General features: G+C 73.2%; 13 protein-coding genes and 1 pseudogene. 12 read left to right on the top strand and 2 right to left on the bottom strand.

All coding sequences use genetic code 11. The features are described from left to right. Positions 1 to 18 precede the first annotated feature (18 nt). The 7 genes from allB to groL all read left to right on the top strand — a co-directional run bounded on the left by allB (position 19) and on the right by groL (position 7310). Positions 19 to 1386 (top strand): allantoinase AllB, encoded by a 1368-nt coding sequence (gene allB, locus ACVGV0_RS20500; protein ID WP_459157315.1) that lies wholly within the window; start codon positions 19 to 21, stop codon positions 1384 to 1386. A 233-nt stretch (positions 1387 to 1619) separates the two neighbouring features. Then, entirely contained in the window at positions 1620 to 2303 is a 684-nt protein-coding gene (tsaB, locus tag ACVGV0_RS20495; RefSeq protein WP_459157314.1) for a tRNA (adenosine(37)-N6)-threonylcarbamoyltransferase complex dimerization subunit type 1 TsaB, read from the top strand. Beyond that, a complete protein-coding gene (gene rimI, locus ACVGV0_RS20490) occupies positions 2300 to 2800 on the top strand; it encodes a ribosomal protein S18-alanine N-acetyltransferase (RefSeq protein WP_459157313.1) in 501 nt (166 codons plus the stop codon). Before tsaB ends, rimI begins: the two co-directional genes overlap by 4 nt. Further along, positions 2797 to 3849 (top strand): tRNA (adenosine(37)-N6)-threonylcarbamoyltransferase complex transferase subunit TsaD, encoded by a 1053-nt coding sequence (gene tsaD / locus ACVGV0_RS20485; protein ID WP_459157312.1) that lies wholly within the window; start codon positions 2797 to 2799, stop codon positions 3847 to 3849. Before rimI ends, tsaD begins: the two co-directional genes overlap by 4 nt. Before the next feature lie 135 nt (positions 3850 to 3984). Next, entirely contained in the window at positions 3985 to 4584 is a 600-nt protein-coding gene (locus ACVGV0_RS20480) for a SanA/YdcF family protein (protein WP_459157311.1), read from the top strand. Between the two features lie 710 nt (positions 4585 to 5294). Further along, positions 5295 to 5585 carry a co-chaperone GroES gene (groES, locus tag ACVGV0_RS20475; protein WP_459157310.1) on the top strand — a complete coding sequence of 97 codons (291 nt, stop codon included), beginning with the start codon at positions 5295 to 5297 and terminating at the stop codon, positions 5583 to 5585. A gap of 111 nt (positions 5586 to 5696) precedes the next feature. Beyond that, positions 5697 to 7310, top strand: coding sequence for a chaperonin GroEL (gene groL / locus ACVGV0_RS20470; protein ID WP_459157309.1), 1614 nt, complete (start codon positions 5697 to 5699; stop codon positions 7308 to 7310). 603 nt (positions 7311 to 7913) lie between these two features. On the opposite strand, the pseudogene ACVGV0_RS20465 reads toward groL, so the two are convergent. Next, positions 7914 to 8207 (bottom strand): annotated as a pseudogene (locus tag ACVGV0_RS20465) (WhiB family transcriptional regulator); the annotation flags it as partial. Between the two features lie 212 nt (positions 8208 to 8419). On the opposite strand from ACVGV0_RS20465, the gene ACVGV0_RS20460 reads away from it, so the two are divergent. The 4 genes from ACVGV0_RS20460 (at position 8420) to ACVGV0_RS20445 (ending at position 13202) form a co-directional block, all read left to right on the top strand. Continuing rightward, positions 8420 to 9598 carry a MerR family transcriptional regulator gene (locus ACVGV0_RS20460; protein ID WP_459160081.1) on the top strand — a complete coding sequence of 393 codons (1179 nt, stop codon included), beginning with the start codon at positions 8420 to 8422 and terminating at the stop codon, positions 9596 to 9598. A gap of 273 nt (positions 9599 to 9871) precedes the next feature. Beyond that, positions 9872 to 10468 carry a response regulator transcription factor gene (locus tag ACVGV0_RS20455; protein WP_459157308.1) on the top strand — a complete coding sequence of 199 codons (597 nt, stop codon included), beginning with the start codon at positions 9872 to 9874 and terminating at the stop codon, positions 10466 to 10468. Positions 10469 to 11363: 895 nt separating this feature from the next. Next, positions 11364 to 11936: a sigma-70 family RNA polymerase sigma factor gene (locus tag ACVGV0_RS20450; protein ID WP_459157307.1), complete on the top strand. Its 573-nt coding sequence runs from the start codon at positions 11364 to 11366 to the stop codon at positions 11934 to 11936. Then, positions 11937 to 13202, top strand: a complete 1266-nt coding sequence (locus ACVGV0_RS20445) for an anti-sigma-D factor RsdA (protein ID WP_459157306.1) — start codon at positions 11937 to 11939, stop codon at positions 13200 to 13202. Between the two features lie 321 nt (positions 13203 to 13523). Here the strand turns inward: ACVGV0_RS20445 and ACVGV0_RS20440 are convergent, their stop codons facing one another. Next, the gene (locus tag ACVGV0_RS20440; protein ID WP_459160080.1) at positions 13524 to 13931 is read right to left on the bottom strand and encodes a DUF5319 domain-containing protein; all 408 of its coding nucleotides are present in this window, start codon (positions 13929 to 13931) and stop codon (positions 13524 to 13526) included. A gap of 245 nt (positions 13932 to 14176) precedes the next feature. Here ACVGV0_RS20440 and guaB point away from each other — a divergent pair, with 245 nt between their 5' ends. Beyond that, positions 14177 to 15688: an IMP dehydrogenase gene (gene guaB / locus ACVGV0_RS20435; RefSeq protein ID WP_459157305.1), complete on the top strand. Its 1512-nt coding sequence runs from the start codon at positions 14177 to 14179 to the stop codon at positions 15686 to 15688. Positions 15689 to 15824 lie beyond the last annotated feature (136 nt).

Genomic DNA, 15824 nt, shown 5'->3' with positions numbered 1-15824 from the left:
ACCGAGGAAGGAGTTCCAGTGGCGACGTCGACCCCCGGCACCCCGGACACCGTGTTCCGCGCCCCGCGGATGATCACCCCGGACGGCGAAGCAGCGGGCAGCGTGGCGGTGCGCGACGGCACCATCACCGCTGTCGACGCGCTCGACGCCCGGTGGGGCGGCGGGCACGAGATCGCCCTCGGGGCGGACGAGGTGCTGCTGCCCGGGCTCGTCGACGCCCACGTGCACGTCAACGACCCCGGACGCGCCGAGTGGGAGGGGTTCCCCACCGCCACCCGCGCCGCCGCGGCCGGTGGCATCACGACCGTCCTCGACATGCCGCTGAACAGCATCCCGCCGACCACGAGCGGCGAGGGGCTCGCCACCAAGCAGCGGTCGGCCACCGGCGCGGTGCACGTCGACGTCGGCTTCTGGGGCGGTGTCGTGCCCGGCAACGTCGCCGAACTGCGCGGTCTGCACGAGGCGGGCGTGTTCGGCTTCAAGGGCTTCCTGCTGCACTCCGGCGTGGACGAGTTCCCCGGGCTGACCGAGGACGACCTGGAGAAGGCCATGCAGGAGCTGGCCCGGCACGACGCCCTGCTGATCGTGCACGCCGAGGACGCCCACACCGTCGAGCACGCACCGCAGGCCTCCGGCAGGGGCTACCGGTCGTTCCTCGACTCGCGCCCGGAATCCGCGGAAGTCACCGCGATCTCCCGCGTCCTCGAGCTCTCCCGGTGCACCGGGTGCCGCGTGCACATCGTCCACCTCGCCGCGGCCGGCGCGCTCGACGAGCTGGCGCGGGCGCGGGCCGAGGGCGTGCCGGTCACCGTGGAGACCTGCCCGCACTACCTGTCGTTCTGCGCCGAGGAGGTCCCCGACGGCGCCACCGCGTTCAAGTGCTGCCCGCCGATCCGCGACGCGGCCAACCGCGAACGGCTCTGGCAGGGGCTGCACGAGGGGGTCGTCGACTACGTCGTCACCGACCACTCGCCCTGCGTGCCCGAGCTGAAACTGCTGGACACCGGCGACTTCGGCGGCGCGTGGGGCGGGATCGCCAGCCTGCAGGTGAGCCTGCCGGCCGTGTGGACCCAGGCCCGCGCCCGCGGGCACGACCTGTCGCGGGTGGTGCGCTGGATGGCCACCGAGCCCGCCCGGGTGCTCGGCGTGCCGCGCAAGGGCGCGATCGCACCGGGCAACGACGCCGACCTGTGCGTGTTCGCCCCCGAGGAGGCCTTCGTCGTCGACGCGCGGGAGTTGAACCACCGCAACCCGGTCACCGCCTACGACGGGCGTCCGCTGGCCGGGAGGGTGCACCAGACGTGGCTGCGCGGCCGGCGCGTCCACGGCGACCGCGAGCGCACCGCCCCCGAACCGAGCGGGCGGCTGCTGCGCCGCGACGGGTGAGCCGCGCCGAGCGGTCCGACCTCCCCTCGGCCGGGCCGCACCGGGGACCGCTCGCGCGCCGGGTGAGCGGAGCGGGTGGCGGGCCGAGGACCTCATCGCGCGGTGGCCGCTGGCCGGCACCGCGGAGCTCACCCGGCGCCGGGCGGGTGAGCAGGCGGGTCGCCCGGGGCGGGGAGCCGTCCCGGGCGACCCGTGTACCCGTGGTGACCAGCACTGAAGTACGCTGAGTAGCCGTGCTCGTCATCGCGTTGGACACAGCGACCCCCGCGGTCACCGCCGGGCTCGTCGAGCTCGGTGACACCCCGCGCCGCCTCGCCGCGCGGATCACGGCGAACCCCCGTGCGCACGGCGAACTGCTCGTGCCGCACCTGGTCGACGCCGCCGCCGAGGCCGGCTGCGAGCTGTCCGCGGCCGACGCGGTGGTCGTCGGCTCCGGGCCGGGCCCGTTCACCGGGCTGCGCGTGGGCATGGCCACCGCCGCCTCCCTCGGCGAAGCGCTGGGCGTGCCCGTGCACCCGGTGTGCAGCCTCGACGCGATCGCCCGCAGCTCCTCCGGCGCGTGCCTGGTCGCGACGGACGCGCGGCGCAAGGAGGTGTACTGGGCGGCCTACGACACCGCGCACGCCCGGGTCGACGGCCCGCACGTGCAGCGGCCCGCGGACGTCCCCGTCGCCGCCCGCGCGGCCGAGCACGCCGTCGGCGAGCTCCTCGGGGAGAAGGCCGCCGAGCTGGCGGCCCCCGCGGGGGTCCGCCTCCTCGAGGGCTCCGGCCCCGCCCCGGAGGGGCTGGTGGCGGCCGCGACGAGCCTGCGCAGCGGTGCCGAACCGGATCCGCTGGTGCCGCTGTACCTGCGGCGCCCGGACGCGGCCGAACCCGGGGCGCGCAAGCGCGTCGCGCCCGGGAGGGCCGCCCGGTGACCGGCGCGGACGTGACGGTGCTGCGGCTGCGGCGCAGCGATCTGCGCCGCTGCGCCGTGCTGGAGCAGGAGCTGTTCCCCGGGGACGACCCCTGGGCGAAGGAGATGTTCGAGTCCGAGCTCAACCAGGGGCACTACTACCTCGGCGCCTACGACGCCGACGACCGGCTCCTCGGCTACGCCGGCCTCGCCCTGCTCGGCTCCGGTGACGGCGCGGAGGCCGAGGTGCACACCATCGGTGTCGACCCGCACGAGCAGGGGCGCGGGGTGGGGGCGGCCCTGCTGCGGGCCCTGCTGGAGCGGGCGGACGAGCGGGGCGCCGCCACGTTCCTGGAAGTCCGCACCGACAACGAGGCGGCGATCGGCATGTACCGGGCGCACGGCTTCGAGATCGTCGGCACGCGGCGGCACTACTACCAGCCGTCCGGTGCGCACGCCTACACCATGCGGCGCGAGCGGGTCGCCGGTGCGCAGGACGCGAGGGAGGAAGCGGGATGACGGATCGGATCGTGCTCGGGATCGAGACCTCGTGCGACGAGACCGGCGCGGGGCTCGTCCGCCTCGGCGCGGACGGTTCGGTGGAGCTGCTCGCCGACGCGGTCGCGTCCAGTGTGGACGAACATGCCCGTTACGGCGGTGTCGTCCCGGAGATCGCCAGCCGCGCCCACCTGCAGGCGATGACGCCGATGGTGCGCCGCTGCCTGGAGCAGTCCGGGCACCGGCTCTCCGATGTGGACGCGATCGCGGTGACCTCCGGGCCGGGGCTGGCCGGTGCGCTGATGGTCGGCGTGGCCTCGGCGAAGGCCTACGCCGCGGCGCTCGGCGTCCCGCTGTACGGGGTGAACCACCTCGCCGGGCACGTGGCCGTCGACGCGCTCGAGCACGGCGCCCTGCCGGAGCGGTGCCTGGCCCTGCTCGTCTCCGGCGGGCACACGCAGCTGCTGCTCGTGGAGGGCATCGCGCACAAGATCACCGAGATCGGCTCCACGATCGACGACGCCGCCGGCGAGGCCTACGACAAGGTGGCCCGGGTGCTGGACCTGCCGTACCCGGGCGGGCCGCCGATCGACCGGTGCGCCCGGGAGGGCGATCCGCGCGCGATCGACTTCCCGCGCGGGCTGACCGGCCCGCGCGACGCGCGGTTCGACTTCTCGTTCTCCGGTGTGAAGACCTCCGTGGCCCGCTGGGTGGAGGGCGAGCAGGCCGCGGGCCGCGAGGTCCCGCTGGCCGACGTCTGCGCCTCGTTCCAGGAGGCGGTGGCCGACGTGCTCACGAGCAAGGCGGTGCGCGCCGCCGCGGAGCACGACGTGGACACGCTGGTGATCTCCGGTGGTGTCGCGGCGAACTCGCGCATCGCCGGGCTCGCCCGGGAGCGCTGCGAGCGGGCCGGACTGCGGCTGCGCGTGCCCCGGCCGCGGCTGTGCACCGACAACGGCGCGATGATCGCGGCGCTGGGCGCGCACGTGCTCGCCGCGGACGCCGAGCCGTCCCCGCGGGGGCTGTCGGCCGATCCGGGCCTGCCCGTGGAGACCATCGTCGCGCGCTGAGGGAAGGATTTCTCCAGTGATGCGCTGGAGCCGCCCGTCAGCGTGGCCTGCGGTGGACCGCCGCTACATGCGGAACGTACGTGCAGACTGCCGCCCTCGCCTCCGGTGGTCCGGCGCGGCCTGCACACTGAGCACGTGCGAACGATCAGCGTGGTGCTCGCCGGCCTCGTGCTGGCCGCGGCGGTCGTGTGCCTCCTCCCGTGCGCCTGGGTGCTGCTGCGGGTCCGCGGGCGGCTGCGCAGCCCCGGCGACGTCCCGCCCACGACGCACGCCCTCGTGCTCGGCGCGGGAGTGCGCAGCGACGGCCGGCCCAGCCTCATCCTGCGCGGGAGGCTGGAGACCGCGCTGGACCTGTGGAACCGGGGCGCGGTGCGCCGCGTCGTGGTCAGCGGAAGCCCGGTCTCGCGCGGGCACAGCGAACCCCTCGTGATGCGCGATCACCTCGTCGCGCGCGGTGTGCCGCCCGCGGCGATCATCCCCGACGAGTCCGGTGTGGACACGTGGCGCTCGTGCCTGCACGCGGCGCGGGAGCTGGGGCTGGACTCGGTGACCGTCGTCACCACGGGGTTCCACCTGCCGCGCTCGGTGGCGCTGTGCCGCCGAGCGGGCATCGAGGCCTGGGGGGTGGGGCACGACGCCGCGGCCGCGGGGCTGCGGCGCGTCGCGGCCCGCGGTGCCCGCCGGGAGGTGTTCGCCCTGATCAAGGCCTTCTGGTGGCGGCGCCGAGCGCGGTGAGCGCCGGAGCCGGTGGCCGTGCGGATCGGTGGCCGCTGCCCGGCCGCACCGGTCCGTCAGGTCAGCGGCGAAACCGCTTCCTCGGCATGTGCGCAGGCCGGCCGCGGTGCGAGCCCGTCCGCGGCCCCCTCAGTAGCGCGGCCGGGGACCGGAGCGGGTCGGGGGTCCGGTCGGCCCCGGCGGGCGGGACGGACGGGGGCGGCGTTCCCACGGGCGACTCGCGGGTTTGGTGCGGGCAGCCATGTGGGTGAACCTAGGGGACCGGGACGGCTCGGGGGAAATCCGCAGGGGCTGCGGTGACATTTCACGCATGCCGATCTGCCTGCGAAGATCACGCAACGTGGATCACCTGTTACCGCTCTCGACGGCTGTGCGCACGGGCTTCACCGCGCCGGGTGGGCGAGTGGGGGTCGCGCGGGCGGCGGCGCGGTAGCGTTGCGGCATGCGCGGCCCCGCCGTCGCCGAGGGCGCCGGCGCGGGGGAGCGCGGGCCGGGAGCGGGGTCGGCCGCTGCGCCGGGCCCGCCCGGCCACCGCTTCGAGCGAAAACGCGGGGTTCGTCGGCGGCGGTAGTTGAGTACTGGCACTCGTGTCGGTAGAGTGCTAGACGAACGGCGCCGGAGCGCCCCGGCACCCGCGACGGCGGGGAGCCACGGTAGCCGTCGTGAATCCAGCCAATGCTTTGAAGGCCCCAGAAGGTGGAGGTCACACCGTGGCGAGCATCAAGCCGCTTGAGGACAAGATCGTTGTCCAGGCGAGCGAGGCCGAGACGACGACCGCGTCCGGCATCGTGATCCCGGACACCGCCAAGGAAAAGCCCCAGGAGGGCAAGGTACTGGCTGTCGGTCCGGGGCGGATCGACGAGAAGGGCAACCGCATCCCGCTGGATGTCAACGAGGGTGACGTCGTCATCTACTCGAAGTACGGCGGCACCGAGGTCAAGTACAACGGGGAGGAGTACCTGATCCTCTCCGCCCGCGACGTGCTGGCCGTCGTCAACTGAAGCCGAGCACCGTGCGAGTGATGCCGCCCCGGAGGTCCCCGAGCGGGATCACCGGGGCGGTTCGCGTGCGTCAATCCGCAACCGCTCTTCCACGCGAAAAGGCTGAGAAACATGGCTAAGCAGATCAGCTTCGACGAGCACGCCCGCCGGGCGCTCGAAAGCGGAGTCAACCAGCTCGCCGACGCCGTCAAGGTGACCCTCGGTCCCCGCGGTCGGCACGTCGTGCTGGACAAGCAGTTCGGCGGGCCGCAGGTCACCAACGACGGCGTGACCATCGCTCGGGAGATCGAGCTCGAGGACCCGTACGAGAACCTTGGTGCGCAGCTGGTCAAGAGCGTCGCCACCAAGACCAACGACGTGGCCGGTGACGGCACCACGACGGCCACCGTCGTCGCCCAGGGCATGGTCCGCGAGGGCCTGCGCAACCTGGCCGCCGGTGCCAACCCGGCTTCCCTGAACGCCGGCATCGAGGCGGCCGCCGACGCGGTCGTCGAGGAGCTCAAGGCCAAGGCCACCCCGGTCAAGGGCCGCGACAACATCGCGCAGATCGCCACCGTGTCCTCGCGGGACGAGAACATCGGCGCGCTGGTCGGCGAGGCGATGGAGCGCGTCGGCGAGGACGGCGTGGTGACCATCGAGGAGTCCTCCTCGCTGGCCACCGAGCTCGAGGTCACCGAGGGCCTGGAGTTCGACAAGGGCTACGTCTCGCCGCACTTCGTCACCGACGCCGAGCGGCAGGAAGCGGTGCTGGAGGACGCGCAGATCCTGCTGCACCAGGAGAAGATCTCCAACATCCAGGAGATGCTCCCGCTGCTCGAGCAGATCGCGCAGGACAACAAGCCGCTGCTGATCATCGCCGAGGACGTCGAGGGCGAGGCGCTGTCGACCCTGGTCGTCAACGCCGCGCGCAAGACGTTCCGCGTGGTCGCGGTGAAGGCCCCGTACTTCGGTGACCGCCGGAAGAACTTCCTGGCGGACCTGGCCGTGTCCACCGGTGCGCAGGTCGTCTCCCCGGACGTCGGCATGAAGCTCTCCGAGGTCGGCCGCGAGGTGCTGGGCAGCGCCCGCCGCGTCACCGTGACCAAGGACAGCACCACCATTGTGGACGGTCGCGGCAACGCCGACGACGTGCGCGGCCGCACCGAGCAGATCCGCAAGGAGGTCGAGGCCAGCGACTCCGACTGGGACCGCGAGAAGCTGCAGGAGCGGCTGGCGAAGCTGGCCGGCGGCGTGGCGGTCCTCAAGGTCGGCGCGGCCACCGAGACCGAGCTCAAGGAGCGCAAGTCCCGCATCGAGGACGCCGTTTCCGCGGCCAAGGCCGCCGCGGAGGAGGGCAGCGTCCCCGGCGGTGGTTCCTCGCTGATCCACGGCGCCAAGGTGCTGGAAGGCGACCTGGGCAAGACCGGCGACGAGGCCACCGGCGTCCGCCTGGTGCGCTCCGCGCTGGAGTCCCCGCTGTTCTGGATCGCGCACAACGCCGGCCACGAGGGCGCCGTCGTGGTCTCCCGCGTGCGCGACATGGAGTGGGGCTCCGGCTTCAACGCGGCCGAGGAGACCTTCGGTGACCTGGTCAAGCCGGGCGTGGTGGACCCGCTGAAGGTGACCCGTTCGGCCGTGTCCAACGCCGCCTCGGTGGCGCGGATGCTGCTGACCACCGAGAGCGCGGTCGTGGACAAGCCCGAGGAGGAGGACAACGAGGGCGGCGGTCACGGCCACGGCCACTGATCACGCCTCGTTCCCGCTCGACTTCGAGCGCTCCCCGATCCCGGCGGCCCCGGTGGGCCGCCGGGATCTTTTTTCGCCCGCGGCGCGCGAGCGCGCCGCGGGCGTCCAGCTGCCGCGGCAACTGCACGTGCACCGGCGCGCTCGGACGGCGCTCGGCGCGGTGCGTCCCGCGGGGTCGCGCACCGGTGTCCGCGGGAGCACCGCACCTGCCGCGCGGCCATTGAGCAGGGCCCCGGTACGCAGGTCCCCGCCTGTCAGGCCCCCGGGGGAGCACCTCGGGCGGCGGGCCCCGCGCAGAAGGACCCCGCGCAGAAGGACTCCGCGCAGAAGGACTCCGGGCAGCCCGTGCCTGCCCGGAGTCCTTTCCGTCCGGTGTGGAGTTGTCGTGCGCGTGCGGTGGATGGCGCCCCTCGTCTGCGCGCGCTGTGCGCACTGCCATTCACCGCTGCCCGCGGGCGCGCGTGGTGGCGAACACCAGCGTCAACTCACCAACTGGGTCACGTCGTGCTCGGGCGCCGCCTGCTGGGGCACCTCGGGCGCCGCCTGCTGGGGCACCTCGGGAATCTCCTGCTGCTGACCTCCCTGCTGGGGGATCTCGTGCTGGGTCATCTGGTGCTGGCGCTTGCGGGCCTTGATGATCATCTCGCGTTCCGATTCGGACAAACCACCCCAGATGCCGTACGGCTCCTGCACCCTCAGGGCGTGGTTTCGGCACTGCGCGATCACTGGGCAGCGTTGGCACACTTCTTTGGCCTTGGCCTCGCGGCGCGCGCGTGCCGGGCCGCGCTCGCCGTCCGGGTGGAAGAAGTACGCGCTGTCCATTCCGCGGCAGGAACCCCGTATCTGCCAGTCCCAGATATCAGCATTGGGTCCTGGAAGACGTCGAGTGTCCGCCATTGCGACAACCACCTCCTACTGGTGGGTTCCCCTCCCTGTCGGGCACTGCCCGACCTCGCGAGATCCACCGTAAAACCGCGTCAAAGGTTGTTCAAGCATAATCGAGCCAAATATTGGTCAATCAAGCGAGTGGTGTCCGTTCGTGGGTGCTTGTCGCGGTTGCCTCGACTGAGTTGCTCTCGGCGTGCTAGAGCCGGAGCATGTCCCGCGTGATGACACGGCCGGAACGTGAGTACGACTCCGACGCCTCCCCGTCCCAGCCGGCCGAGCGCGAAGCGGCGCAGGTCGGCGAATCCGATTCGCCGGAAGGGGCGGACACCGCGCGGCGGCGTTCAGCGCAGGGCGGCGAGCCGGAGGGCGAGCGGTCGCGTTCCGATGCGGACGAGTCGGCGGGGAAGCCCCCGCAGCAGCCCCGCCTGACGGTCGCCGCCGTCGCGCGCCGGCTCGGCGTCGCGCCGGCCACGCTGCGCACGTGGGACCGCCGCTACGGGCTCGGGCCCAGCGAGCACGCGAGCGGGCGGCACCGCCGCTACGCACCCGAGGACGTCGCGCGGCTGGAGCAGATGCAGCGCGCGCTGCTGCGCGGCGCCTCCCCGGCCGAAGCCGCGCGGTTCGCGCGCAGCGTCGACATCGACCCGAGCGATCCCGCCGACGCGGTCCGCGCGGAGCCGAGGTCGGGTGGCCGCGAACCGGTGCTGCACTCCGGGGTGCTCGACGACGGGCCCGTGGAGCAGCTCGACACCACCAGCACCGGCGGGCAGGGGCTGCGCCTGGCGGGGGCGGGTCCGCGCGCCCGCGGCCTGGGGCGCGCCGCGCTGGCGCTGGACGCCTGGGCGGCGCAGGGGCTGCTCCGCGAGGCGATCGACGCCGACGGCGTGGTGTCCACGTGGGAGGGGGCGCTGCGCCCGGTGCTGCGCGCGATCGTGGAGCGGCGGCAGCGCACCGGAAGCGGCATCGAGGCGCAGCAGCTGCTGGTGGACTGCGCCTCGACGGCGCTGCGCGCGGTCATCGCCGCTGCGCCGGAACCGGTCACCCCCCGTCCCGTCGTGCTGGCTCCCGTGCCCGGCGAACCGCAGGGGCTGGAGTTAGTTGCGCTGGCCGCGGCGCTGTCGTCCGGGGGCGTGGGGCAGCTGCTGTTCGGCGCGGGAGTGCCGCGCGAGGGGCTGTGGGCGGCTGTGCGCCGGGCGGCTCCGGCGGCGGTGGTCCTGTGGGCCGACCAGCCGCACTACGCCTCGTCCCGGTTGCTCGCCGAGGTCCCCGCCACCCGGCAGAAGGCGCGGCTGTTCGCCGCCGGGGCCGGGTGGTCCACCGCTGAGCTCGCGGGTGGCACCGAGCACGTGGAGTCGCTGCGGGCCGCTGCCGACCGGGTCGCCGAGACGGTTCTCGCTTGATGTGACACAAATCACAATAACCGCTCTCATGTCGTACGAACGAGCGACAACAGGCCCCGAAAATACGTGCGAACGAGTGAGGATCGCAGGTAATCGGCTTGTGGGCGATCATGCGCCGGCGACGGGCGGCGCGATCGCGGGGGCGCGCTCTCCCGCGGCGGAGGGCCTCGAGGCGCGCGATGGACGAATTCGCCACCGGATCGGGTCAAGGTTTCCCGACCTCCCGCCGATAAGGGGAGGTGGAACGTCACTCGCCTGCAGGAAGGAGTTCCCGTGACGACGGTCCTGATCTGCGATGACCGACGGAGCGTCCGGGAAGGACTCACCCGCGTCATGTCCGCGGTGCCCGGGGTCAGCCGTATCGACTGCGTCGCTCACGGCGACGAGCTGCTCGCGCGCTACTCCCGGCAAGCTGTGGACGTGGTGCTCGTGGGGACTCAGCGCGCGGTGCCCAACGGCGTGGAAGCCACGCGGCGGCTCGTCTCGGCGCACCCCCAGGCCAATGTGATCGTGTTCGGTGCGCCGGACGACGCGGCGAGCATCGCCGCGGCGATCGCGGGAGGTGCGCGGGGCTACCTGCGTTGGGACGCCTCCCGTCCGGAACTGGTCGCGGCGCTCGCGCACACGCTCGCGAGCACCTCGGTGCCCACGCCGCGGCAGCCTTCCGACCCGGGCGTGCAGCTGACCGAGCGCGAGCTCCAGGTGCTGCGCGGCATGAGCCAGGGCAAGAGCAACGGCCAGATCGGCCGCGAGCTCTACTTGTCCGAGGACACGGTGAAAACGCACGCGCGGCGCTTGTTCCGCAAGCTCGGCGTGCGTGATCGCGCGCAGGCGGTGGCGCACGGCTTCCGGCGCGGTCTGGTGGCCTGAGAGCCCGCTCCTCGCCCTCGCGCACTTGCGGAGGAGGTCGAGGAGCAGGCTCTGACGTGCCAGTGACCCGGCCGGGCGAAGCAGGTCCCACCAGACCGGCCGGAGCCGCGCTCCTCGTGCGGCGACGGGCGTCCCCGAACCGCGAGGGGGCGCGGGCTCGGGAGTGGTTCCCGGCTGCCGCTTCGCGGTCCGCGCCGCTGTTGCCGGTGGTGCTGCCGCTGTTGCGGGTGGTGCTGGCGCCCGCTCGAAGCGTTCGCACCGGAGGTGGTTGCTGCGTCGGGGGCAGCGGCCGCTCCGGGAGGGCAGTGCCGGCGAGCGCCGTTTCCGAGGGTGCCGTGTCCGAGGGCGCCGGGTCGGGGAGCGCCTGTCCGCGGGCGCTGGTTCGGCCTGCCGCGAGCCCGGTGCGGCGCGAGCGGCCGGCGCAGTGCCGGAGGTCTCGTCGCGCACCGTGCGCGGGCACCGGAGCGACCACCGGGCGGCCGGAGATCACCGGCCTGCCGGTGCTTGCGGTGGTGTGACGCATGTCTCGGCCCGCGGTGGTGCGGGCGCTACGTCCGGAAAGCGGGATCTGCACGGCGCCGCTCGGGTGCGCGAAGCGGGAGGAATCGTGTGGCAACGCGGCGCGCCGCCGTCCGGGAACGAGGCGGCCGAGCGCGCGTGCCGCCGCCGTCCCGCGCCGCGCCCGGAGCTGGTGAGCTGCGGGAGATCGCAGCGCCGACCGGCGGGGCGCGTTCTCTGGTAAGTGTGAACAGGTGGTGGCGGCGGCTGCGCGCCCCGAGTCCCTGTTCAGTGGCCACTCGTGGCCCGGTACGGTGAATTCGGTGCGGCGTGCTGGAGACGACGTCCGCCGGAAATTCGAGTCGCTTAACGCGTAACACCAGGGCTGCTGTCTGCGATGACCAATGTGGGGGACGGGCTGGACGCTCTAGTAGGCGCCGCCGTCGACGGCGATCGTCAGGCGATCGAGCGCTTGCTGGCCGAAATCCGTCCTTTGGTGGTGCGGTACTGCCGCGCCAGAGTCGGACGCAACGAGCGGTCGTTCGCCTCGGCGGACGATGTCGCGCAGGAGGTGTGCCTCGCGGTGATCACCGCGCTGCCCACCTATCGCGACCAGGGGCGTCCGTTCCTGGCGTTCGTGTACGGCATCGCCGCGCACAAGGTGGCAGATGCGCATCGTGCATCCGCCCGCAATCGTTCGGAGCCCGTCGCGGACGTGCCGGAGACCCCGGAGTCGGAGGCGGGGCCCGAACAGCGAGCGATGCAGGATGAGCTCTCCGGCAGGATGGCGCAGCTGTTGCGTGTCCTCCCGGACAAGCAGCGGGAGATCCTGCTGCTCCGGGTGGTCGTCGGCTTGTCCGCTGAGGAAACCGCCGAGGCGGTCGGGTCGACGCCGGGAGCCGTGCGTGTTGCGCAGCACCGCGCATTGGCCCGGCTGCGCAAGACGCTGTCCGCGGAGGAGGTGGTCTGAATGGCTGAGCGGAAAGGGCCCGAAGGTGAGCGACCAGGGCACGAGCCCGTCGAATCCGGCCAGCAGGATGACCGCTCGCGCAGCGTGGGCGAGCGGAACGACGAACCGAACACCGAACCGAAGGGGACCGGCAGCACCGACCACGGTGACGGTGCCGCGGCGCGGGCAGTGACTTCCGAAGAGAACCCAGAACCCACGGGCCCAGACCCCGCGGGCGAGGACACCGCGGACGACTCGGCGACGGAGTCGTCCGACAACGTGCTGTCCTTCCGCCCGCCCGAAAGGACCCGGTCGGCCGAGGAGACCCGGTCGGCCGCGGACGCGGAGGAGGCCGCCTCGGAGAGCGGTGCGGCCTCGGAGCGCCCCGGGACGAGCGGCGAGACCGACGACGATCCCGAACTGCTCGAGCAGGACGAGATCGGAGAGTCCGTCGACCTCACCGCGCTGCGGGCCGATGACGCGTTACTGGACGCGCTCGGCGGCACGAACCCCGAGGTGCCCGAGCGCGCCGGCAGCGCACCGAACGTGGAGGAGCTCCTCGTCTCCTGGCGGCGGGACATCGATTCCGCCCCGGTCGAGGAGCTCGTCGATGCGGACCAGGCCGCGGAGGCGCTCGAGCAGGCCAAGAAGCCCCAGCGTCGCGGCTGGTTCCGCAGGCGCCACCTGGTGCCGGTGGCCACGGCCGCGGCCGTGCTCATGATCGGCTGCACCGGCGTGGGCGTGGCCGCGCGGGACGCGCTGCCCGGCGACATGCTCTGGGGCGTTGCCCAGGTGTTCTACTCCGACCACACGAAGGCCGTGCAGGCGGCCACGTCGGCCCGGGAGGACCTGCGCACCGCCGAGGACGCGCTGGACGGGGGGCGGACGAGCACGGCGGAGTCGGCGCTGCGCTCGGCGCAGGAGCAGATGGGCGCGGTGGACGACGAGCACGGGTTGTCGGACTTGCGGGCCGCGCACCGCTCGCTGAGCGCGCGCGTGGACGAGGGCGTCGGTGAGCAGGATCCGACGGCACCGCCGGCGACCTCCTCGCAGGAACCGCCGTCCAGTTCGGTGACGGCCCCGCCGTCGAGCAGGCCGGAGCACCCGCCGACCGAGCACCCGACCACGACACCGCCGACGACCTCGGAGGGGTCGACGACCCCGCCGACGAGTTCGAGCGAGCCGAGCGGGACGTCGACGTCGGAGTCGTCCACGTCGGAGCCGGCGTGGGACCCGAGCAACCCGTTCTTCTCCGGCTCCTCGGAGGGTGATCAGCCTTCGAGCTGACAGCCCGGCAGCTGGCGGGAACCACCTCCGCCGCCCCGGTCCGACCCGCTTCGGGCCGGGGCGGTGTCGTGCGCGGGTGTCCGTGCGGAAGGCGGCCGCGCGCCGGGGTTCGCGTGCCCGGGGTTGGTCGCGCGTCCGGAGTCCGTGAGCGGCGGGCTGGGCAGCGGGCGGGTCCGCCCGGTGGCCGCCGGAGGAGAGGAGCGGGGCACCGCGCGCGGCGCGGAGGATCGGGCACGCGGCGGGTGGTCAGCAACCGCGGAGGCGCGGCGATCGGTGGTTGCGACCGCCCGGAGGCGCGGTGTCAGGCCTTGGGGTAGTGGGTCAGGCCTTGGGGTAGTGGCTCTCGGACTGGCTGACGCCGTCGACGAAGCCGCGGCAGTACTCCCAGGTGACGTACTGGTTCGGGCTCGGGTCGTACGCCGGTTCGTGCGGGCGCATCTTGCCGTTGTGCAGCAGCTGCTCGAGGCTGGCGCGCAGCAGGTCCCAGTCGTGGTAGTGCGCCTCGCCGCAATCGACGCAGTCCACGACGATGCCGCGGACGCCGCGGGGCTCCAGCAGCGCCTGGTACACGGCGAGGTCGGCCAGATCCGCGAGCAGCTCTGTCTGCTCCTCGGCGCCGAGCGGCGGGTCGGTCGGGTCCGGGTCGTTCTCGCCGAGGGCCATGCTCGGGTCGTCCGGATCCCCCGCGAACGGGTCGGGTGGCATCTGGTCGTGCGGCACGCACCGCACGGTACCCACCCGCGCAACGCGGTTCGGCGCGCGGGGGCCCTTCGCCGTGCGGTGTTTTGCGCCCGTCACATCAGGCGCTCCGGGCGGCGGGCCGCAGCTGCGGGTCACTATCATGGAAGGAATCCCGTTTTCCGCAGGTCGTGGTGCACTCGCGCCCCGCACGGTGCTCGTCCGTCCGCCAGTCGCGTGTGGCCGGCCTGCCCGCACTCCTTCGACCCGATCGGTAGGAAAGGCACACCGCCGCCATGACCAGTGAACTGAGCGCATCCAGCCTCCCGTCGAAGTTCGCCGCGCTGGGGCTGACCTTCGACGACGTCCTGCTGCTGCCGGACGAAACCAACGTCATTCCCAGCGAGGTCGACACGACGACCCGGCTGTCGCGCAACGTGGCGCTGCGCGTGCCGCTGGTCTCCGCGGCGATGGACACGGTGACCGAGGCCCGCATGGGCATCGCCATGGCGCGGCAGGGCGGTGTCGGGATCCTCCAGCGCAACCTGTCGGTCGAGGAGCAGGCGGCGCAGGTCGAGGTCGTCAAGCGTTCCGAGTCCGGCATGGTCACCGACCCGGTGACGTGCTCGCCGGAGGACACGCTCGCCGAGGTCGACGCGCTGTGCGCCCGCTTCCGCATCTCGGGCGTGCCGGTCGCCGACGCCTCCGGCCAGCTGGTGGGCATCATCACCAACCGCGACATGCGGTTCGAGATGGACCACACGAAGAAGGTCCGCGACGTGATGACCACCTCGCCGCTGATCACCGCGCAGGTCGGCGTCACCGCCGACGTCGCGCTCGGCCTGCTGCGGCGGCACAAGGTCGAGAAGCTGCCGATCGTGGACAACGCGGGCAAGCTGCGCGGGCTGATCACGGTCAAGGACTTCGTCAAGACCGAGCAGTACCCGAACGCCACCAAGGACGCCGACGGCCGGCTGCTGTCCGGCGCCGCCGTCGGTGTCGGCACCGACTCGCACGAGCGCGCGATGGCGCTGGTCGACGCCGGGGCCGACGTGCTCATCGTGGACACCGCCCACGGGCACTCGCAGGCGGTGCTCGACACGGTGGCCACGTTGAAGAAGGAACTGGGCCAGTCGGTGGACATCATCGGCGGCAACGTCGCCACCCGCGCCGGTGCGCAGGCGCTGGTGGACGCGGGGGCCGATGCGGTCAAGGTCGGCGTCGGACCGGGGTCGATCTGCACCACCCGCGTGGTGGCCGGTGTGGGCGTTCCGCAGATCACCGCGGTCTACGAGGCGAGCCTGGCCTGCCGCCCTGCCGGGGTCCCGATGATCGCCGACGGCGGTGTGCAGCACTCCGGCGACATCCCCAAGGCCATCGCCGCGGGCGCGAGCAGCGTCATGCTCGGCAGCCTGCTCGCCGGCACGGCCGAGGCGCCCGGCGACCTCGTGCTCGTCAACGGCAAGCAGTTCAAGGTCTACCGCGGCATGGGCTCGCTGGGTGCGATGCAGACCCGCGGGGAGCAGAAGTCCTACTCCAAGGACCGCTACTTCCAGGACGACGTGCTCAGCGAGGACAAGCTCGTGCCGGAGGGCATCGAGGGGCGCGTGCCGTTCCGCGGTCCGCTGGAGCAGGTGATGGACCAGCTGGCGGGCGGTGTGCGCTCCGGCATGGGCTACACCGGCGCGCGCACGATCCCGGAGCTGCAGGAGGCGCACCTGGTGCGCATCACCGCGGCCGGGCTCAAGGAGAGCCACCCGCACGACGTCACGATGACCGCGGAGGCGCCGAACTACACCACGCGGTGAGACCGCGGTGCGGTGCCGGTGGCGCGGCCGACCGGGCTCCGGTGCCGCACCCGGGCTTCACCCCGGTGCTGCTCATCCGGGGGAGGCAGAGAGAATGTCCCGTCGGACATCTGGGTCGTTGAGAAGGGGACTGACG

The organism is Salinifilum ghardaiensis (genome assembly GCF_054491345.1).
This window is presented reverse-complemented; position numbering and strand designations above follow the sequence as displayed.